This window comes from Rhizobium laguerreae (assembly GCF_019778565.1).
GTDB lineage: Bacteria > Pseudomonadota > Alphaproteobacteria > Rhizobiales > Rhizobiaceae > Rhizobium > Rhizobium laguerreae.
This window is the reverse complement of record NZ_JAAXQT010000006.1, coordinates 318,071-338,705: the sequence shown is the minus strand read 5'-3', so window position 1 is coordinate 338,705 and position 20,635 is coordinate 318,071. Positions and strand designations below refer to the sequence as shown.

The following is a 20,635-nucleotide window of genomic DNA, read 5'->3' as shown; positions in this document are numbered from 1 at the left end:
CACCAAATAATGGCGCAAGCCTGGTCCGGGGCGATGAATGAAGCTGCCTTGCTTGTGCTTCATTTTCTGAAGAACTTGGACTACACGTTCACATCCATCGGCTTGACGCGGGGGGAAGAAGAAACTTTATGACGACCAGACAGTCCAGCTTCTCGTATGAAGAACTCATCGCTTGCGCGCACGGCGAGCTGTTCGGCCCCGGCAATGCGCAGCTGCCCCTGCCGCCCATGCTGATGGTTCACCGCATCACGGAGATTTCCGAAACGGGCGGCACCTTCGATAAGGGCTACCTCAGGGCGGAATACGACGTACGCCCGGACGACTGGTATTTTCCATGCCATTTCGAAGGCAATCCGATCATGCCGGGCTGCCTCGGTCTCGACGGCATGTGGCAACTGACCGGTTTCTTTCTGGGTTGGCTCGGCGAAGAAGGCCGCGGCATGGCGCTTTCGACCGGCGAAGTGAAATTCAAGGGCATGGTCCGGCCACAGACGAAGCTGATCGAATATGGCATCGACTTCAAGCGTGTCATGCGCGGCCGTCTGGTCCTCGGCACCGCCGACGGCTGGCTAAAGGCGGACGGCGAGACCATATATCAGGCGGCCGATCTTCGCGTCGGTCTATCGAAAGACAAGACGGCCTGAAACCGCATTTCGAGCGGCTGACGAAAACAACAAAGGTTTGATCAGATGAGACGGGTAGTTGTCACAGGTCTGGGTGTCGTGTCCTCGATCGGAAACGACGCGGCCGAAGTCACCGAAGCCTTGCGGCAGGCAAAGTCGGGTATCTCCTTTTCGAGCGATTTCGCCGAACATGGATTCAAGTGCCAGGTCTGGGGCAGTCCCAAGCTCGGTTCGGCGGAACTTGCCGAACTGGTCGACCGCCGCGCCATGCGTTTCCTGTCGCAGGGCGGCGCCTGGAACCATGTCGCCATGAAACAGGCGATTGCCGATTCCGGCCTGGAAGAGAAAGACTACGCTCAGAATGAGCGCACCGGTATCATCATGGGCTCCGGCGGCCCGTCCACCCGCACCTTGATCGAGGCTGCCGAGATCACCGTGAAGAACAACAGCCCGAAGCGCATCGGCCCCTTCGCCGTGCCGAAGGCGATGTCCTCGACTGCATCGGCCACGCTCGCCACCTGGTTCAAGATCCACGGCGTCAATTATTCGATCTCGTCGGCCTGCTCGACGTCGGCGCATTGCATCGGCAACGCCGCCGAGATGATCCAGTGGGGCAAGCAGGACGTGATGTTCGCCGGCGGTCACGAGGATCTCGACTGGACGATGTCCAACCTCTTCGACGCCATGGGCGCCATGTCCTCCAAATATAACGACACGCCGGACAGCGCCTCGCGCGCTTATGACGTCAACCGCGATGGTTTCGTCATTGCCGGCGGCGCCGGCGTGCTGGTGCTCGAGGAGCTGGAACGCGCCAAGGCCCGCGGCGCCAAGATCTACGCCGAAATCGTCGGCTACGGCGCAACCTCTGATGGATACGACATGGTCGCGCCCTCGGGCGAAGGCGCTATTCGCTGCATGCGCCAGGCGCTCGCCACCGTCAAAGGCGACGTCGACTACGTCAACACCCACGGCACGTCGACGCCGGTCGGCGACAGCAAGGAAATCGGCGCCATCCGCGAAGTATTCGGCTCGAAGATCCCGCATATCCAGTCGACCAAGTCGCTGACCGGCCATTCGCTCGGCGCTGCCGGTGTGCAGGAATCGATCTATTCCCTGCTGATGATGCAGCAAGGCTTCATCGGCGAAAGCGCCCATATCACCGAGCTCGATCCTGAATTCGAAGGCGTCCCGATCGTGCGCAAGCGTATCGACGACGCGAAAATCGACATTGCCCTCTCCAATTCCTTCGGCTTCGGCGGCACCAACGCTACGCTCGTCTTCCAGCGCTATAACGGATAATAATGATATGACGGGAATCATGCAGGGTAAGCGCGGGCTCGTCATGGGCGTCGCCAACAACCACTCGATCGCCTGGGGAATTTCAAAAGCTCTCGCCGCACAGGGTTCGGAACTCGCCTTCACCTATCAGGGCGATGCGCTCGGCAAGCGCGTCAGGCCGCTGGCCGCCGAAGTGGGCTCGGATTTCGTCCTGCCCTGCGACGTCGAGGACATCGCCTCGGTCGATGCCGTCGTCGACGCGATAAGCGAGCGCTGGGGCAAGCTCGATTTCATCGTCCATGCCATCGGCTTTTCCGACAAGAACGAGCTGAAGGGTCTCTACGCCGACACGACGCGTGAGAATTTCAGCCGCACCATGGTCATTTCCTGTTTCTCCTTCACCGAGATCGCCAAGCGCTGCGCTCCGCTGATGGAAGATGGTGGTGCGATGCTGACGCTGACCTATAATGGCTCGACGCGCGTCATCCCGAATTACAACGTCATGGGCGTCGCCAAGGCAGCGCTCGAGGCTTCGGTGCGCTATCTCGCCGCCGACTACGGCCCGCGCGGCATCCGCGTCAATGCCATTTCCGCCGGCCCGATCCGCACGCTTGCCGGCGCCGGCATCTCCGATGCGCGCGCGATCCTCTCCTGGAACCAGCGCAATGCGCCGCTGCGCAAGACCGTGACCATCGATCAGGTCGGCAGTTCGGCTCTCTACCTGCTTTCCGACCTTTCCTCCGGCGTCACCGGCGAAATCCACTTCGTCGACGCCGGCTTCAACGTCACCTCCATGCCGACGCTGGAAACGCTACGCAAAGCGGACGTCGAATAAACACTTATTCGATTGAAACTCAAAGGCCGTGCGCAGATGATGCGCACGGCCTTTTTGTTGTTCGATGATGGGATCAGCGTCGAAGCCGCGTAGGCTTATTTCTTCGCCCACAGCACCTTGAACCGGGCGTTACGGCAGGTTTCGCCGCTTTCTCTAAAATTCGCCGCCAGCACCGGCTCGTAAGGCAGGCCGCGATTGGCGACGAGCATCAGGCGGCCGCCGCCGCGAAGGGCGGATGCGGCAGTCTTGATCATTGCCTGGCCGAGCGCCGGCTCGGCCGCGTGCCCCTCATGGAAGGGCGGGTTCATGATGACGAGATCGTATTTATCTTTGACCTGCTCACCCGCCAGATCGTGCCAGAAGAAGCGCACAGGCGCGTTCGGGCAGTTCTTAGCCAGATTATCCCTGGCAGCCTCCAGAGCCGCGTGATCGGCCTCGTAGAGGTCGAGACGCGTCAGTCCACGCGACTTCCGCGCCATCTCGACGGAGAGATAGCCCCATCCGGCACCGAAATCCGCAACGTCGCCGGTGAAATCCTCAGGCAGGCGCGAGGCCAGCAGCTCCGATCCGGCATCGATGCGGTCATGCGAGAACATGCCGGCGGTTGCATTGAAACGGCCGTCGACGCGCACCGGCGCCTTTGCCAGCTTGGAGACAATCTCGTCTGCCTCCGCCGGCCGGCCGAACCAGAAGGCGACGCCGTGATATTTCGGCATATGATCGACGGCAAGATTGAAACCTTCCATCCGCTTGCGCAGCGGCTGGATACCGTCTTCCTTGGCGCCGGCAACGACGATCAGGCCGCCGAGCCGCGTACGGGCGATCGCAGCGGCGAGATTGGCCTCGTTCTCGCCCTTGTGCTTAGTGCAGAGCACCAGAGCTGCATCGTAGTCCTCGCCGTCGATCTCCGGCTTCGCTTCGATCCGCTGCGCCAGCAGCTGCCGGTAGAGCGGCCGGAAGCCCTGAACGGCGCTGAGCGAGGCGGCAAAGCCTTCAGGCAGCGCAAAGCCTGCCTCGGCGCCGAGGAAGAGCACGCGCTCGCCCTCGCCGGGCGCCGCGACTGTGCCGCTGGCAAAGGGATGGAACAGGGTCTTCAGCGTCTCGCTGCTCATGGTCTCGTCTCGTCTTCTCATACAAAAAAGGGCGCGGAAGCATTCCCGCGCCCGGTAGCAAATCTGGAAGGCGGCTTATTCGGCCGCTTCTTCCTTCTTTTTCTCGTTCGGGATTTCCTGGCCGGTGGCCTGGTCGACGACCTTCATCGACAGGCGAACCTTGCCGCGTTCGTCGAAGCCGAGCAGCTTGACCCAGACCTTGTCGCCTTCCTTGACGACGTCCTGGGTCTTGGCAACACGCTCGGAAGCAAGCTGCGAGATGTGGACGAGGCCGTCGCGGGCGCCGAAGAAGTTCACGAAGGCGCCGAAGTCGGCGGTCTTGACGACCGTGCCTTCGTAGACCTGGCCGATCTCAGGTTCGGCAACGATCGAGTGGATCCACTTGCGGGCCGCTTCGATCTCCTTGCCGGAGGAGGAGGCGATCTTGACGGTGCCGTCATCCTCGATGTTGATCTTCGCGCCGGTCTTTTCGACGATTTCGCGAATGACCTTGCCGCCGGAGCCGATGACTTCGCGGATCTTGTCGACCGGGATGTTCATGACTTCGATGCGCGGAGCGAATTCGCCGAGCTGGCCGCGGCTTTCGGTGATGGCCTTGGACATTTCACCGAGGATATGGACGCGACCGCCTTGGGCCTGGCCAAGGGCGACCTTCATAATCTCTTCGGTGATACCGGTGATCTTGATGTCCATCTGCAGCGAGGTGATGCCGTCGGCGGTACCGGCGACCTTGAAGTCCATATCGCCGAGGTGGTCTTCGTCACCGAGAATGTCGGACAGGACAGCGAAACGATCGCCTTCCAGGATCAGACCCATGGCGATACCGGCCACCGGCTTTGCCAGCGGAACGCCGGCATCCATCAGAGCGAGCGAGGTACCGCAGACGGTCGCCATCGAGGACGAGCCATTCGACTCGGTGATCTCGGAGACGACGCGTAGCGTGTAGGGGAACTGCTCAGGCGTCGGCAGCATCGGACGGATCGCACGCCATGCGAGCTTGCCGTGGCCGATTTCACGGCGGCCCGGGGAGCCCATGCGGCCGGTCTCGCCAACCGAGTAGGGAGGGAAGTTGTAATGGAGCAGGAAGCGCTCCTTGTACATGCCCGTCAGGCTGTCGACATACTGCTCGTCTTCGCCGGTGCCGAGGGTGGCAACCACGATCGCCTGGGTTTCGCCGCGGGTGAAGAGCGCCGAACCGTGGGTGCGCGGCAGAAGACCGACTTCCGAAACGATCGGACGGACGGTTTCGAGGTTGCGGCCGTCGATGCGGCTCTTGGTGTCGAGGATATTCCAGCGGACGATCTTCGCCTGCAGATGCTTGAAGATCGCGCCGACTTCTTCGGCCGTGTACCGGGCTTCGCCTTCCTCGGGGAGGAAGTGCGCCTTCACCTTCGCCTTGACGGCGTCGACGGCGGCGTAGCGGTCGGCCTTCTGGGTGATCTTGTAGGCTTCGCGAAGTTCAACTTCGGCAAGGCCGAGCATTTCGGTTTCGAGAGCGGAGTAGTCTGCCGGCTGGAAGTCGCGCGGCTCCTTGGCGGCCACTTCGGCGAGCTTGATGATCGCGTCGAGGACCGGCTGGAAGCCCCTGTGGCCGAACATGACGGCGCCGAGCATGACGTCTTCGTTAAGTTCCTTGGCTTCGGATTCCACCATCAGCACGGCGTCGTAGGTGCCGGCGACGACGAGGTCGAGGCTCGATTCGTCCATCTCGTCGAGATGCGGGTTGAGAACGTATTCGCCGTTGATGTAGCCGACGCGTGCACCGCCGACCGGGCCCATGAAGGGAACGCCGGACAGCGTCAGCGCTGCCGAGGTAGCGACCATCGACAAGATGTCCGGGTCGTTTTCGAGGTCATGCTGGATAACGGTGACGACAACCTGCGTGTCGTTCTTGTAGCCCTCAGGGAAAAGCGGGCGGATCGGGCGGTCGATCAGGCGGGAAACGAGGGTTTCCTTTTCGCTCGGACGGCCTTCGCGCTTGAAATAGCCGCCGGGAATCTTGCCGGCCGCATAGGTCTTTTCCTGGTAGTTGACGGTGAGCGGAAAGAAGTCCTGGCCGGCCTTCGGCGCCTTGGCCGAGACGACGGTGGCGAGAACGACGGTTTCGCCGTAGGTGGCGAGAACCGCGCCGTCGGCCTGACGGGCGATCTTGCCGGTTTCGAGCTTCAGCGGGCGGCCCGCCCACTCGATTTCGACTGTGTGTGTATCAAACATGTCTTGTCCTTCAATGCGGGAGCACGCGCCATCGCCGATATCAAGGCGCAGCGCACAGTCGACCGCAATCAATGTGACGTATCACGGGCAAGACAACGGGAGGCTTTTCATCCTCGGTTTCCTCAGGCGTTCCTGAGAAACCGGGCCAAAGCTCATTGACAAGCCTTGGCCGAAAGCATCCGGCAATCCTGCCCCATGACAGGTCAACGGTTGGTTTGGCAGAACCGGCCCATCCGGGTCTGCCGGTCTTTCCACCGCTAAAAGATAGGGCGCGGCTGGAACATTTCATCGGGAGCCGTGTCCCGAAACACATCCGGCGGGCGCTCGAAAAGCGCCCGCCGGACAATCTTAGCGGCGGATACCCAGGCTGGTGATCAGCTTGGAATAGCGGCCCTCATCCTTCTTCTTGAGATAATCAAGAAGCGAGCGGCGGCTCGAAACCATCGTCAACAGGCCACGGCGGGAATGGTTATCCTTCTTGTGGTCCTTGAAGTGTTCGGTCAGGTTGTTGATGCGTTCGGTCAGGATCGCGACCTGGACTTCCGGAGAACCGGTATCGCCTTCAACGGTCGCATATTCCTTGATCAGCGCAGACTTGCGCTCAGCAGTGATCGACATCGGGTGATCCTTTCTAAGAGGAGGAGATAAAGTCGCCAAAAGCCGGGATGTCGTCCAGCTTTGGCCGTGAATGCGAGCAGGCAAACCTGACGCTGGCGCTGCCTATAAACCAAATAAGCAGCAATGGAAAGAGGGGAGCTCCAGCAGCGGTTTTCAGCGGCCCGCCATGGCGTCCCGGATCATCGCATCGTAACCCGTCGGATCCTGCAGCATGGCGAAATGGCTGGCGTCTTTCAGGATCACGAGCTTGGCGCCCGGAATGTCTTTTGCCATCATCTCCGTATGGTCGAGCTTCACCGCCTCGTCATGGTCGCCGATGGCGAGCGTGACCGGCACCGCGATCTTTCCAAGATCCGCTGCCGTCCAGGCCGGCTGGGTCTCCCACATGTGGGAAATCTGTTTGACGAAGGCGTCGTACTCGTTCGGCGTCGGCGACAGTTTCCGGTAATAGTCGCCGGCGACGTTGATGTAGTCGTTGAAGGTCTTGTTGTTCATCACGTCGGCCTTGACGCCGTCGGTCGTGACGTTGGCGGCCTGGGCAATGACGCGCGTCAGCTTCTCCGGATTTTTCATCGCCATGTCGATGCCGATGATGCCGCCGTCCGACCATCCCACAAGTGTCACCTTGTCGATCTTCAGATAGTCGAGAAGGGCGACGTAGTCAGACGTCATCAGATCGTAACCGAAGGGCTGCTGGCTGCGCGTCGAGCGCCCATGTCCGCGGCTGTCGGCAACGATGACCCGATGATCCCTCGCAAAATCGGCGACCTGGTGACCCCAGACCTCGGCATTTCCAAGACCGCCATGAATGAACAGGATGGGGTCGCCTTCGCCATATTCGGCGTAATACATCCTGATGTCGTTCACATCGGCCATGCCGCTCGTTTTTGCCGCCGGCATCGAAGGAAAGGCCGGAAGCTCGGCCCAGCGCTCGGCGGATCGAGCGCCGGCGGCGGCGAGAAACATCGAAAAGAACGTCAGGATTCCGATAGCAGTTCCGCGCATGATCTTTCCCTCTGTCAGGCCCCCATGGCCCAACAGGGAAGATATCGCATCGCGACCGGCTGACAATCGCTGTCGTTGTCAGAAACCCAGATAGGCTCAGGCGAAAACCCGCTTCGGGCGGAACTCGCCCTGGCCGATCTCGCCGATCGCGATCAGCTTGCCGCGGGCCGTCGCATAAGCTTCGCTTTCGGCAACCGGCGCATCGCGGCCACGCACCAGGATCGGGTTGCCCATCTTCAACCGGTGCGCCTGGTCATCGTTGATGACGAGACGGGGCAGGGAGGACAGCGCTTCGCAGGTGTTGATCAGCAGCGCGTCGAGGGCCGCCAGCCGCTCGTCCATATCCTCGATCGCTTCCAGTGCCACGAGATCCGCGAGCGGCACCATGGCCTCTTCCGCGAAAGGCGCGACGAAGGTGCGCCGCAGCCCGGACACATGGCCGTAGCAGCCGAGCTCGCGGCCGAAATCACGCGCCAGCGCCCTGACATAGGTGCCCTTGCCGCATTCCACTTCGAAATGCGCGCTATCGGCGTCCGGGCAGGCGAGCAAGGTCAGCCGGAAGATATCGACCTCACGCGAGGGGATTTCGACGGTTTCGCCTTCGCGCGCCAGATCATAGGCGCGTTCACCTGCGATCTTGATCGCGGAAAACTGCGGCGGCACCTGGCTGATCGTGCCGATATATCCAGACAGGATATCGCGGATCTGCTGTTCGCTCGGGCGTTTGTCCGAACTCTTGGTCACCGCGCCCTCAAGATCGTCGGTCGCGCGCTCCTCGCCCCAGCTCACCGTGAATTCATAGATCTTGCGGCCATCCATCACGTAGGGGACGGTCTTCGTCGCGTCACCGAGCGCGATCGGCAGCATGCCGGAGGCGAGCGGATCGAGCGTGCCGGCATGGCCGGCCTTCTCGGCCTTGTAGAGCCACTTGATCTTGGAGACGGCTTCCGTCGAGCCGAAATCCACCGGCTTGTCGAGGATCAGCCAGCCGGAAATCGGCCGGCCTTTGGGTTTGCGTGGTTTGGACATGCGTCTCTTCTGTTTATTGTTCGTCATTATCGCCGTCGAGGTCGCGGCTCACCTCGGGCGAACGCAGCAGCTCGTCGATCTTCTTGTAGTTGTCGAAGCTGGTATCGTCGCGGAAGCGCACCTCCGGCATGTATTTCATCTGCCGAAGCTGCGGCCCGAGCCGGCCACGGATGAACCTTGCATGACGGTTCAACGCCTCGATGACAATGCTGTGGTCGGAAACGCCGAGCGGCGTCACATAGGCGGTGGCGATCTTGAGGTCCGGCGACATGCGCACTTCCGAGATCGAGATCACGGTCGCTTCGATGACGTCGTCACGCACTTCGCCGCGCTGCAGCACCTGGGTGATCGCGGCGCGAACCTGTTCGCCAATGCGCAGCATGCGCTGCGAAGGCGCGGAAGAAGTTGGTCTGGTCATTGTTATCTCTATTTGCCGATGCGGCTGGGAATCGAACCCGTCAAAGGAGAGCGTCCATGACTCTTTTGGTCGAAAAGGTCAAGTCGCCAGATGCCCGAAAGCCATCCGCCGGCTGGCGGATGGCTTTCGGAAAAGTTCAGGCGCAGCAGCTTAGAGCGTGCGCGTGATATGCTCGACGCGGAAGCACTCGATGACGTCGCCGGCGCGCATGTCCTCGTAGTTTTCGAAGGCCATGCCGCATTCCTGACCCATCGGCACTTCGGACACTTCGTCCTTGAAGCGCTTGAGTGTCTTGAGTTTGCCTTCGTGAACGACGACGTCGTTGCGGATGAGGCGGACGCCGGCACCACGTTCGACCTTGCCTTCGACGACACGGCAACCCGCGACCTTGCCGACCTTGGTGATGTTGAACACCTCGAGGATTTCGGCATTGCCGATGAAGGTTTCGCGCCGCTCCGGAGACAAGAGGCCCGACATCGCTGCCTTCACGTCATCCACGAGATCGTAGATGATGTTGTAGTAGCGGATTTCGATGCCTTCGCGTTCGGCGAACTGGCGTGCCTGCGTATTCGCACGAACGTTGAAGCCGATGATGGCCGCGTTCGAGGCTTCGGCGAGCGAGATATCCGACTCGGTGATGCCGCCGGCGCCCGAATGGACGATGCGGGCGCGAACTTCGTCGGTGCCGAGCTTCTCCAGTGCGCCGGCAATCGCTTCGATCGAGCCCTGCACGTCACCCTTGATAACCAGCGGGAACTCCTTGATGCCGACGCTTTGGCGCTGCATCATCATCTGTTCCAGCGAACCGCGCTGTCCCGACTGGCGGGCAGCCGCCTTGTCGCGGGCCAGACGCTGACGATATTCCGAGATTTCGCGGGCGCGGCTTTCGCTTTCGACGACGGCGAACTTGTCGCCGGCCTGCGGCGTGCCGGAAAGACCGAGAACCTCGACCGGCGTTGCCGGACCTGCTTCTTTCACATGGTCGCCCTTGTCGGTGACGAGAGCGCGCACGCGGCCCCAGACATCGCCGGCGACGATGATCTGGCCTGGACGCAGCGTACCTTTCTGGACGAGCACGGTCGCGACGGAACCACGGCCACGATCGAGCTGGGCTTCGATGACAGTGCCTTCGGCGGTCCGGTTCGCATTCGCCTTGAGATCGAGAATTTCCGCCTGTAGCAGGATCGCCTCGAGCAGCTTGTCGAGGTTTTTGCCGGTCTTGGCCGAAACCTCGACGTCAAGCACTTCACCGCCCATGGATTCCACGAAGACTTCGTGCTGCAGCAGCTGGTTGCGGACCTTCTGCGGATCAGCCTCGTGCTTGTCGACCTTGTTGATCGCCACGATGATCGGAACACCGGCCGCCTTGGCGTGGTTGATCGATTCGATCGTCTGCGGCATCACGCTGTCGTCGGCTGCGACGACCAGGATCGCGATATCGGTCGCCTGCGCACCGCGGGCACGCATTGCCGTGAAGGCGGCGTGGCCGGGCGTATCGATGAAGGTGATCTTCTGACCGTTCTGCTCCACCTGATAGGCGCCGATATGCTGGGTGATGCCACCGGCTTCGCCGGAGACCACGTTGGCATGGCGGATGGCGTCGAGCAGCGAGGTCTTGCCGTGGTCGACATGGCCCATGATGGTAACGACGGGCGGACGGGAAACCAGTTCGCCATCGTCGTCGGACACGTTGAAGATCCCGAGTTCGACGTCGGATTCCGACACGCGCCTGACCGTATGGCCGAATTCGCCGGCGATGATTTCGGCGAGGTCGGCGTCGATTACGTCGCCCGGCTTCATCATCTGACCTTCCTTCATCAGGTACTTGATGACGTCGACGGCGCGTTCGGACATGCGCTGCGACAGTTCCTGAATGGTGATGGTCTCGGGCAGAACCACTTCGCGGGAGATCTTCTCGCGGGTTTCCTGCATCTGACCGCGGCGGAACTTCTCCTGCCGGCGACGCATCGCCGAGAGAGAACGACCGCGGGCATTGTCCTCGCCGTCGACGTTGGCAGTGGTGATCGTCAACTTGCCGCGACGGCGCTCTTCATCCGTCTTCGGACGAGTCGTGACCGGCTTTGCGGGTTCCGGGCGAACGACGCGGCCACGGACGGGACCGCCGCGCGCTGCGCCACGATCGTCTTCTTCCTTTTCGTCACGACGGCCGCGAACGGCGCCGGGGACGGCAGCGCCGGGTGCCGGACGGGCAGCAGGTGCTCCAGCCGCATCGGGACGGCGTGCGGCCGGTGCCGACGATGCAGGCTGCTGCGGCCGTGCCGCATCGGTGCGTGCTTCGGCCGGAGCCGGTTCTGCGGCTGCGGATTCAGCAACAGCGGGTGCCTCAGCCTGCCGGATAGCCTCTTCAGCGGCCCTGCGGGCAGCGTCTTCCGCTTCGGCTGCCTTGCGGACAACCTCTTCGGCGGCACGGCGCTTTTCTTCCTCGGCGCGGCGGATCGCATCCTGGGCGTCACGCGCCTGGGAGTCGGCAAGCGCGCGGCGGCGGGCATCCATCTCTTCCGGCGACAGATGGTTCAGCACCACCGGGCGCGGACGATCGTTCTGGCGCGGCGGCTGGTGAGACTGCTGCGGCGGACGCTGGTTCGTCTGGTTGTTGTTGCCCTGCTGGACCCGCGGAGCCGGCGTCGGCTGTTGCGGACGCGCCTGCACGGGTGCGGGCGCCGGTTCGGCTGCGCGCACGGGGGCCGCCGGAGCGACGGCCGTGATCGGCTTTTCGTCTTCCGGGCGCATCGGACGCCGCTTACGGGTCTCGACGACGACCGCCTTGGTGCGACCTCGACCCATATCCTGGCGAACGGTGCCCTGGCTCATCCCCGATGGTTTCAGGGTGAGTGTCTTTTTGCCCGCTACGCTGATTGTCTTGTCGTCGTTACTATCAGTCATTCGTTCCCGTTCCTTCGGACAGGGAGCGATAACTAGATCAGACCCTGTCGTTCAATACTGTCGATCAATGAGTATGGGACCGGCCGATGCCGGTGACCGCCTCATTGTTTTTGCCGGCCAGCGCCGCCCGCTGCCCGGGACTGACCGCCATTACGGTACTGTTCGAGCATCTTTGCGCGCTTCACTACACCTTCACCCGCCTGCCCTGCAAGCACTGCGGCATGGATAAAAGCATTCTGGCCCATCAGGCCTTCCATTTCGCTCTCCGAGAAGAGACGGAAGGAAGGTATCTCCTCCTCGGTCTCCATTCCGAGGTGCCAGGCCTTGCGGGCCTGGTCGATTTTCCGGACGCCGTCGTCCGCTGCGCCAGTCGAGTGGAACACCGCAAGGGCTGCTCCGCTTCTGACCGCGGCATCCACTTTCGAGGACCCGCTGACAAACTGGCCGGCTTTCCGCGCCATGTTCATCATCTGCATCAATTGCGCCGCGAGCAGCCGATCGACACTCGCGCCGAGATCGTCCGCCGCCTTCACATCCGTCTTCAGCGCGCGGGCGAAGAGCTTCTTCGCCACCGCCCTGTCGACCAGCGACCGGTCGATCTTCACCCAGCATCCGCGTCCCGGAAGCTCGCGCTTCAGATCGGCGACAACTGTTCCATCGGGAGCGGCGACGAAGCGGATCAGCTCTTCCGGCGATCCGCTTTCGCGCGTCACGATGCACATGCGTCCGTTCACGTCATAACCTGCAAGATCGTCGTCCTCGAGAGGAGCGTCCGGTTCATGCGCGGTCATCATGCTTCTTGTTCGGCTTCGGTGACCTCTTCTTCGGTCCCCTTCGCCAGGTCCTCTTGCGTGATCCAGCCGGCCGAAAGGCGGGCCTGGACGATCATCTGTTCTGCTTCGACGCGCGAGACGTCGAACTTCGAGAACAGGCCCTCGAACTTCTTCGTTTCGCCGTTCTTGCGTTCCGACCAGCCGACGAGATCGTCGGCGGCGCAGCCGGCAAAGTCCTCGATCGTCTTGATGCCGTCTTCGCCGAGCGCCACCATCATCTGGGCGGTCATGCCGTTGATTTCACGCAGTTCGTCCTGAACACCGAGCGCCTTGCGCTTCTCGTCCATCTCGGCTTCGAGACGCTCGAGGAATTCGCGGGCGCGCTGCTGGATTTCCTGCGCCGTCTCCTCGTCGAAACCGTCGATCGACGAGATTTCGTCGAGATCGACATAAGCCAGTTCTTCAACCGCGGCAAAACCTTCCGAAGCCAGAACCTGGCCGACCATCTCGTCGACATCAAGCGAATCCATGAACAGGTTGGTGCGCTCGTTGAATTCCTTCTGGCGGCGTTCCGATTCCTCGGCCTCCGTCATGATGTCGATATCCCAGCCGGTGAGCTGCGAAGCGAGGCGGACGTTCTGGCCGCGGCGGCCGATCGCAAGCGACAGCTGCTCGTCGGGAACAACGACTTCGATACGCTCGGCATCCTCGTCGAGAACGACCTTGGCGACCTCGGCCGGCTGCAGGGCGTTGACGACGAAGGTCGCAGGATCCTGCGACCACGGAATGATGTCGATCTTTTCGCCCTGAAGCTCGCCGACGACGGCCTGAACGCGTGAGCCGCGCATACCGACGCAGGCGCCGACCGGATCGATCGAACTGTCGTTCGAGATCACCGCGATCTTGGCGCGAGAACCCGGGTCGCGGGCGACCGACTTCACCTGGATGATGCCGTCGTAGATCTCCGGCACTTCCATGGTGAAGAGCTTCACCATGAATTGCGGATGCGTGCGCGACAGGAAGATCTGCGGGCCGCGCTGCTCGCGACGGACATCATAGACATAGGCACGGACGCGATCGCCATAGCGGACGTTTTCGCGCGGGATCATTTCGTCGCGGCGGATAATGCCTTCGCCACGGCCGAGATCGACGATGACGTTGCCGTATTCGACGCGCTTGACGGTACCGTTGACGATTTCGCCGACGCGATCCTTGAATTCGTCGAACTGGCGGTCGCGCTCGGCTTCACGCACCTTCTGCACGATCACCTGCTTGGCCGACTGTGCGGCGATGCGGCCGAAATCCATCGGCGGCAGCGGATCGGCGATGAAATCGCCGAGTGCGGCGTCCGGGTTGCGGTCGCGGGCCAGCTCCAGCGGGATCTGCGTCGAATAATCCTCGGCCTTCTCGACGACTTCGAGCAGGCGCTGCAGGCGGATTTCGCCGGTCTTCGGATTGATGTCGGCCCGGATGTTGGACTCGGTGCCGTAACGGGAGCGTGCCGCCTTCTGGATGGCATCGGCCATTGCGGCCAGCACGATCTCGCGGTCGATGACTTTTTCGCGCGCCACTGCATCTGCGATCTGCAGAAGTTCGAGCCGGTTCGCACTGACTGCCATTGTCTTGTTTCTCCGTCTTTACTCCAGGGTTCCCGTCCCTGGAGCGGTCTGTTGATCGGTTATTCTTCGTCGTCGGCTTCGTTCTGGTTGGCGGCCTGGGCTTTCGCCAGCTTGTCGGCGCGCAACGCGTCGCGGATCAGGTCGTCGGTCAGAATGAGCTTCGCATCGCTAAGCGCCGTGAAGGGTATAGTGACCTTCTGCTCTTCCCCATAGGCGACCTGGTCACGCTCGAGCGTGAAACCATCTGTGCCTGCTTCGACGATCTTGCCGCGGAAGCGCTTGCGATTGTCGATCAAGATCGACGTCTCGCATTTCACAAGGTGGCCCTGCCAGCGGACGAAATCGGATTTCCGTACCATCGGACGGTCGATGCCGGGCGAAGACACTTCCAGATGATACTCTTTATCGACCGGATCTTCCACATCGAGGACGGGAGAAATCGCCATCGAGACTTCTTCGCAATCCTGAACCGTCATCGTGCCGTCGTTGCGCTCGGCCATGACCTGCATCGTCGCACCGTTCTGGTTCATTATGCGGACGCGGATAAGGCGGAAGCCCAGATCGACGAGAACGGGTTCGATGATATCGGCAAGACGCTGGTCGAGCCCGGTTTCGGTAATCAGCCGCGGCTCACGTTCATTGTCTGCGTTTGTCAGATCCGACAAGCGGTGCGCTCCTCGCAATTTCATGCTTTTTCGGCGATCGCGCTAATAAAAAAGAGCGGGTCCTTGCGGCCCACTCTTCATCAAGCGATCAAGAATTTGAGAGGCATATAGTCGGGTTTTTCCGAAATTGCAAGGTCCCCGACCGATTCGGCCAATTCGCTTGCCGCGCGTGATGAGGCCTATGGCCGGCGCCGGTGTTGCGCATATATTGCCGTTGGCGCGCAATAACAAAAGCGGGAGAAATCGTGGCCTACACTTCGTCGACATTGGCGCCTTTGCGGCACGATACCTACCGCACCATCTGGTTCGCGAGCCTTTCTTCGAATTTCGGCGGCCTGATCCAGGCAGTCGGCGCCGCCTGGATGATGACGACGATCACCGCCTCGGAGGACATGGTGGCGCTGGTGCAGACCTCGACGGCGCTGCCGATCATGCTGTTTTCGCTGATATCGGGTGCGCTGGCCGACAATTATGACCGCCGCCGGGTCATGCTGACGGCGCAGTGCATGATGCTCACCGTCTCGGCGCTGCTGACGGCCTCAGCCCTGCTCGGCTGGATCACGCCTTGGCTGCTGCTCTTCTTCACCTTCCTAATCGGCTGCGGCACCGCGCTCAACAATCCCTCCTGGCAGGCCTCGGTCGGCGATATGGTGCCACGTGCCGATCTGCCGGCAGCGGTCACGCTGAACAGCATGGGTTTCAACATCACCCGCAGCGTCGGCCCGGCGATCGGCGGCGTCATCGTCGCGGCTGCCGGCGCGGCCGCGGCCTTCGCGGTGAACACGCTGAGTTACTTCGCCCTGATTTATGCCCTGCTGCGCTGGCGGCCAGCCGCGCCTGTCTCGACCCTGCCGCGAGAGGCACTCGGCAGCGCCATCTTTGCCGGCCTGCGTTATGTCTCGATGTCGCCCAATCTCGAAAAGGTCCTCGTCAGGGGGCTGCTCTTCGGCATCGGCGCCAGCTCGATCCTGGCGCTGCTGCCGGTCGTCGCCCTCGATCTCGTCGCCGGCGGCCCGCTGACCTATGGTTTCATGCTCGGCGCCTTCGGCATCGGCGCGATTGGCGGTGCGGTGCTGAATGCGAGGCTTCGCCAGGTGCTTTCCAGCGAGGTGATCATCCGCCTGTCCTTTGCCGGCTTCGCATTGAGCGCGGTTATTGCAGCCGTGAGCCCGAACGCCGTCTTGACCTCCGCCGGGCTGCTCGTTTCCGGCGCCTGCTGGGTCTCCGCACTTTCGCTGTTCAACACCATCGTCCAGCTTTCGACGCCGCGCTGGGTGGTCGGCCGGGCGCTGTCGCTTTATCAGACCGTCACCTTCGGCGGCATTGCCGGCGGCAGTTGGCTGTGGGGCGTTGCTGCGGATCGCTACGGCGTCGCCGATGCGCTGCTGATGTCATCCGTCGTCATGCTGCTCGGCATCGCGATCGGCCTGCGTTTTTCGATGCCGGCCTTCGCCTCGCTCAACCTCGATCCGCTGAACCGCTTCACCGAACCGGCCCTCAGTCTCGACATCACGCCGCGCAGCGGCCCGATCGTCATCCAGGTCGATTACGAGATTGCCGATGAGGACCTTGCGGAATTCATGGCGCTGATGGGCGAGCGCCGCCGCATTCGCATCCGCGACGGCGCCCGCAATTGGGCGCTGATGCGCGATCTTGAAAATCCGGGGCTGTGGACGGAGACCTATCATACGCCGACATGGGTCGAATATATAAGACACAACCAGCGGCGTACGCAGGCCGATGCCGAAAATATCGACAGGCTGCGCGCGCTCCATCGCGGCGAAGGTCCGCCTCATGTTCACCGCATGATCGAGCGCCAGGCCATTGCGCCAGGTGACGATGTCTTCCACAAAGCGCCGATCGACCTGCATCATTGAGAACAGTCAATGCATAATTTCAGGCTCGCCCGCCTATCCGATCTTGCCGCCATCGTCCAGCTTCTTGGCGATGACGATCTCGGCGGCGCCAGAGAAATCGTCTCCGATCCCGTCGATGCACGTTATCTCTCGGCCTTCGCCGCGATCGAGGCGGATGCCAACCAGTTGTTGGCTGTCGCGACCGATGCGGCCGACCAGGTCGTGGGCAGTCTGCAACTGAGCTTTCTTCCCGGCCTCTCGAGGACGGGCATGTGGCGCGGCCAGATCGAAAGCGTGCGTGTGGCAAGGGATCTTCGCGGCTCGGGCCTCGGCGCGCAATTCATCGAATGGGCGATTGCTCAGTGCGCCGAGCGCGGCTGCGGCTTGGTGCAGCTGACATCGGACAAGGCGCGACAGGATGCGATTCGCTTCTATGAGAGGCTCGGTTTCGTTGCAAGCCATGAAGGGCTGAAACGCACTCTCTAGAGCAATTCCAGGAAAGGTGCGAAGCGGTTTTCCGTCCGGAATTGCGTCAAAACAAAAGGTTAGAGCGGTTCGGCGTGTCCATGAAAAGCTGAACCGCTCTAAAGCCGATTACTTCAGCTTGCCCTTCATCGTCGCCTCGGGAAAACATGTCGGCTTCATGCCGTTCTTTGCCTGCCACTGGCCGATCGAGCGCCGGGTCTTGTAGCCCGGCAGACCGTCGGAACCGCCGACATCATAGCCCTGCCGTTCCAACGCCTTCTGCATGGCGGCGACGTCCGAGCGCAGCATCTTGCCGACATCGCCCCACCGGCCCTCAAAGGCGCCGCCATTATAGGCGATCCGGTCGGCAAGATTGCCGATATAGAGCGCGTAGAGATCGGAATTATTGTATTCCTTGATGATGTAGAAATTCGGCGTGACGATGAATTCCGGACCGTCTCGGCCGGCCGGAACCAGCATCATGCCCTCAGCCTTCATTTCGCCGGAGGGAAAGCCCTTGCCGGAGATGCGGTCGATGCCGAGCGAGGCCCAGTGCCACAGCGGCTTTGCCAGATCGGGTCCCTCCTGCGCGCAGGAGACCGCCTCCGGTATCGACACCTCGAAGCCCCAGTCGCGGTTGCGCTGCCAGCCTTTCTTGAGCAGGTAATTGGCGATCGAGGCGAGCGTATCGGGCACCGAGGTCCAGATATTGCGGTGACCGTCACCATCGAAATCCACCGCATATTTCAGATAGCTCGTCGGCATGAACTGCGGCTGGCCGAGCGCGCCCGCCCACGAACCCTTGAACTCGGCAGGTGTGACGTCGCCGCCGTCGAGAATATGGAGTGCGGCCACCAGCTCGGTGCGGAACATCTCCTTGCGCGTCGACATGAAGGCCTTGGTCGCCAGCACCTCGATCGCGGAATTCGGGATCTTCGCCGCACCGAAGCCGGTCTCACGGCCCCAAATGGCCAGCACGATCGAGCCCGGCACGCCATAGGTCTTTTCGATCCGCTTCAGCGTCGAGCCATATTGGGCGGCAAAGCCGCGTCCCGTTGCGGCAAGCTTCTTCAGCTGGTCCTCGTTGAAATAGGGAGCGGGCGAGGAAAATTCGGCCTGCGTCTGCTTCTGCTCCTTCGGTGGCGGGAAACCGGGCGGGGCGAGATCGGGCAGGTTCCAGTTCAGCGTGATGCCGGAGAAAGCGGCTTGAAAGACCTTCTCCGAAATGCCGTTCGCCTTCGCCTCCGGCCAGAGGTCGGCCTGCACCCATTTTTCGAACAGCACCTCGACATCGGCTTTCGAAGGGGCCGCGTAACAGGAGAGGGGCAGGAGAGCTGCCGTTAAAGCGAATGCGAATATCCGCAGCCGCCGTGGAACACCCCCCTCTGCCCTGCCGGGCATCTCCCCCACCGGTGGGGAGATTGGCTGGGCGCAGAAGTTTCCGCCGACAATCGACGTTTCTGCGCGGCAAACTGACAATGAAGCGGGAAACCAAAGCCGCTTGTGATCTCCCCCCTTGTGGGAGAGATGCCCGGCAGGGCAGAGGGGGGTGTGATGCAACATACGCAAGCCTCCCTATATCACCGTCCGCGCCCGAAGTGCCGCCGCAAGCGTGCCCTCGTCGAGATAGTCGAGCTCGCCGCCGACAGGCACGCCATGCGCCAGCCGCGTGATCTTCACGTCGAGCCCCTGCAATTGGTCGGTGATATAATGCGCCGTCGTCTGTCCCTCGACCGTGGCATTGACCGCGATGATCAGTTCCCGGATGCCGCCTTCGCCGACCCGGTCGATCAGGCCGCGAATGTTGAGATCGTCAGGACCGACCCCGTCGAGCGGCGACAGCGTGCCGCCGAGCACGTGATAGGCGGCGTTCATCGCGCCTGCCCGCTCCAGCGCCCAGAGATCCGATACGTCCTCGACGACAATGATGACGGATTGATCGCGTTGGACGTCGGTGCAGACAATGCAGGGGTCGACCGTATCGACATTGCCGCAGCGCGAGCAGATCTTCACCTTGTCATAGGCCTCGCCCATCGCATTCGACAGCGGGCCGAGCAGCTGGTCCTTCTTCTTGATCAGATGCAGTGCCGCCCGGCGCGCCGAGCGCGGCCCGAGGCCCGGCACCTTCGCCAGAAGCTGGATGAGTTTTTCGATTTCGGGTCCGGTGACTCGTTTTGCCATGCGCCGTTCTTAACTGATATGGAACGAAAACGGAATCGCGGAAGGATCGGCCATCCCATGAAAATCCTGGCCCTGTGCACCGGCAATCCGGAAAGACTACCGGGCAAGAGCTACAAGACCGGCATCTTCAAACACGCCGTCAATGGCCCGGTGATGATCGACGCCGAAGGTCTGGTCGGCGATGCGATCTGCAACCGCAAGCACCATGGCGGCGTCGACCAGGCGGTCTATGTGGAGGGATCGCTGACGCTCGACTGGTGGAGCAGCGAGCTCGGCAGGCCTTATGAGGCCGGTACTTTCGGCGAGAACATGGTTATATCAGATCTGGACAATCGCGACGTCGCCGTCGGCGATCGCTTCGCCGCTGGCGATCTCATTCTAGAGGTCACGGCATGCCGTATGCCCTGCGCCACCTTCGCCGCCAGGATGGCCGATCCGAAATTCGTCAAGCGTTACACCGCCGCCGCCCGTCCCGGCATCTATTGCCGCGTCATCCGGGGCGGCGTGGTCGAGCCCGGGATGCCGATGGAATACGCGTCTTTTTCGGGAGACAAGATTACGATGCCCGAGCTAATGGAGACCTTCGGCCGAAGGCTTAAGGGCGCAGATCGGGCGCGATATCTCGCGGCCCCAATTCACTACAAGCTTCGGGCCACGCTGGAATCCCAAGCCGACGAAGCGCGCTAGATCACACACCTTGATATGTGGGCCGCCTCAGAACGGCAGCTTGAAGCCTGGCGGGATCGGCAGGCCTGCCGTCAGCGCCTTGGTCTTTTCGGCGGCCAGCGCCTCGGCCTTGTCCTTTGCGTCCTTGTGGGCGGCGACGATCAGGTCCTCGAGGATCTCGACATCGTCTTCCTTGAACAGCGACGGATCGATCTTCAGGCTCTTCAGCTCGCCTTTGCCCGTGATGACCACGGCGACGAGACCGCCGCCCGCTTTGCCTTCGGCCGTGAGCTCGGCGATTTCCGCCTGCATCTGCTCCATCTTGGCCTGCATTTCCTTGACTTTGCCCATCATGCCCATGATGTCGCGCATCG

19 protein-coding genes are annotated in these 20,635 nt (G+C 61.9%); 6 read left to right on the top strand and 13 right to left on the bottom strand.

From position 1 onward, the window contains the following. Positions 1-128 precede the first annotated feature (128 nt). Genes fabA through fabI form a run of 3 tightly spaced genes read left to right on the top strand, consistent with a single transcriptional unit; the run spans position 129 to position 2,736 of the window. Entirely contained in the window at positions 129-644 is a 516-nt protein-coding gene (fabA, locus tag HFO71_RS20475) for a 3-hydroxyacyl-[acyl-carrier-protein] dehydratase FabA (RefSeq protein WP_011649939.1), read from the top strand. Between the two features lie 45 nt (positions 645-689). After that, positions 690-1,922, top strand: a complete 1,233-nt coding sequence (gene fabB / locus HFO71_RS20470) for a beta-ketoacyl-ACP synthase I (protein ID WP_131640082.1) — start codon at positions 690-692, stop codon at positions 1,920-1,922. A 7-nt stretch (positions 1,923-1,929) separates the two neighbouring features. Then, on the top strand, positions 1,930-2,736 hold the full coding sequence (fabI, locus tag HFO71_RS20465) for an enoyl-ACP reductase FabI (RefSeq protein ID WP_131640081.1): 807 nt from the start codon (positions 1,930-1,932) through the stop codon (positions 2,734-2,736). A 95-nt stretch (positions 2,737-2,831) separates the two neighbouring features. Here fabI and HFO71_RS20460 read toward each other — a convergent pair whose 3' ends face one another. The 10 genes from HFO71_RS20460 to rimP all read right to left on the bottom strand — a co-directional run bounded on the left by HFO71_RS20460 (position 2,832) and on the right by rimP (position 15,093). After that, positions 2,832-3,848 (bottom strand): class I SAM-dependent methyltransferase, encoded by a 1,017-nt coding sequence (locus HFO71_RS20460; RefSeq protein WP_131640080.1) that lies wholly within the window; start codon positions 3,846-3,848, stop codon positions 2,832-2,834. A gap of 75 nt (positions 3,849-3,923) precedes the next feature. Continuing rightward, entirely contained in the window at positions 3,924-6,062 is a 2,139-nt protein-coding gene (pnp, locus tag HFO71_RS20455) for a polyribonucleotide nucleotidyltransferase (protein WP_077977697.1), read from the bottom strand. Positions 6,063-6,410: 348 nt separating this feature from the next. Further along, complete coding sequence (rpsO, locus tag HFO71_RS20450; protein ID WP_003544317.1) at positions 6,411-6,680, bottom strand: 30S ribosomal protein S15; 270 nt, start codon at positions 6,678-6,680, stop codon at positions 6,411-6,413. A gap of 153 nt (positions 6,681-6,833) precedes the next feature. Then, positions 6,834-7,685 (bottom strand): alpha/beta fold hydrolase, encoded by an 852-nt coding sequence (locus HFO71_RS20445; protein ID WP_077977143.1) that lies wholly within the window; start codon positions 7,683-7,685, stop codon positions 6,834-6,836. 96 nt (positions 7,686-7,781) lie between these two features. Continuing rightward, the gene (gene truB / locus HFO71_RS20440) at positions 7,782-8,714 is read right to left on the bottom strand and encodes a tRNA pseudouridine(55) synthase TruB (protein WP_168259119.1); all 933 of its coding nucleotides are present in this window, start codon (positions 8,712-8,714) and stop codon (positions 7,782-7,784) included. 13 nt (positions 8,715-8,727) lie between these two features. Continuing rightward, positions 8,728-9,132 carry a 30S ribosome-binding factor RbfA gene (gene rbfA, locus HFO71_RS20435; RefSeq protein ID WP_027669097.1) on the bottom strand — a complete coding sequence of 135 codons (405 nt, stop codon included), beginning with the start codon at positions 9,130-9,132 and terminating at the stop codon, positions 8,728-8,730. Between the two features lie 150 nt (positions 9,133-9,282). After that, entirely contained in the window at positions 9,283-12,036 is a 2,754-nt protein-coding gene (infB, locus tag HFO71_RS20430; RefSeq protein ID WP_131640078.1) for a translation initiation factor IF-2, read from the bottom strand. Positions 12,037-12,137: 101 nt separating this feature from the next. Beyond that, a complete protein-coding gene (locus HFO71_RS20425; RefSeq protein ID WP_170269392.1) occupies positions 12,138-12,830 on the bottom strand; it encodes an RNA-binding protein in 693 nt (230 codons plus the stop codon). Beyond that, entirely contained in the window at positions 12,827-14,428 is a 1,602-nt protein-coding gene (gene nusA, locus HFO71_RS20420) for a transcription termination factor NusA (RefSeq protein ID WP_003555785.1), read from the bottom strand. Before nusA ends, HFO71_RS20425 begins: the two co-directional genes overlap by 4 nt. Positions 14,429-14,487: 59 nt before the next feature. After that, positions 14,488-15,093 (bottom strand): ribosome maturation factor RimP, encoded by a 606-nt coding sequence (rimP, locus tag HFO71_RS20415; RefSeq protein ID WP_131640077.1) that lies wholly within the window; start codon positions 15,091-15,093, stop codon positions 14,488-14,490. Between the two features lie 197 nt (positions 15,094-15,290). Between rimP and HFO71_RS20410 the strand changes: the two genes are divergently transcribed. After that, complete coding sequence (locus HFO71_RS20410) at positions 15,291-16,970, top strand: MFS transporter (RefSeq protein ID WP_170269428.1); 1,680 nt, start codon at positions 15,291-15,293, stop codon at positions 16,968-16,970. Positions 16,971-16,979: 9 nt separating this feature from the next. Then, positions 16,980-17,435 (top strand): GNAT family N-acetyltransferase, encoded by a 456-nt coding sequence (locus HFO71_RS20405; protein WP_131640075.1) that lies wholly within the window; start codon positions 16,980-16,982, stop codon positions 17,433-17,435. 108 nt (positions 17,436-17,543) lie between these two features. On the opposite strand, the gene HFO71_RS20400 is transcribed toward HFO71_RS20405, so the two are convergent. Together HFO71_RS20400 and recR are read right to left on the bottom strand one after the other, a co-directional pair. Further along, positions 17,544-18,815, bottom strand: coding sequence for a lytic murein transglycosylase (locus tag HFO71_RS20400; protein ID WP_131640074.1), 1,272 nt, complete (start codon positions 18,813-18,815; stop codon positions 17,544-17,546). Between the two features lie 174 nt (positions 18,816-18,989). Beyond that, positions 18,990-19,595, bottom strand: coding sequence for a recombination mediator RecR (gene recR, locus HFO71_RS20395; protein WP_003544338.1), 606 nt, complete (start codon positions 19,593-19,595; stop codon positions 18,990-18,992). Between the two features lie 57 nt (positions 19,596-19,652). Between recR and HFO71_RS20390 the strand changes: the two genes are divergently transcribed. Continuing rightward, positions 19,653-20,282 (top strand): MOSC domain-containing protein, encoded by a 630-nt coding sequence (locus HFO71_RS20390; RefSeq protein ID WP_131640073.1) that lies wholly within the window; start codon positions 19,653-19,655, stop codon positions 20,280-20,282. A 27-nt stretch (positions 20,283-20,309) separates the two neighbouring features. On the opposite strand, the gene HFO71_RS20385 is transcribed toward HFO71_RS20390, so the two are convergent. Further along, positions 20,310-20,633: a YbaB/EbfC family nucleoid-associated protein gene (locus HFO71_RS20385; RefSeq protein WP_003544342.1), complete on the bottom strand. Its 324-nt coding sequence runs from the start codon at positions 20,631-20,633 to the stop codon at positions 20,310-20,312. Positions 20,634-20,635 lie beyond the last annotated feature (2 nt).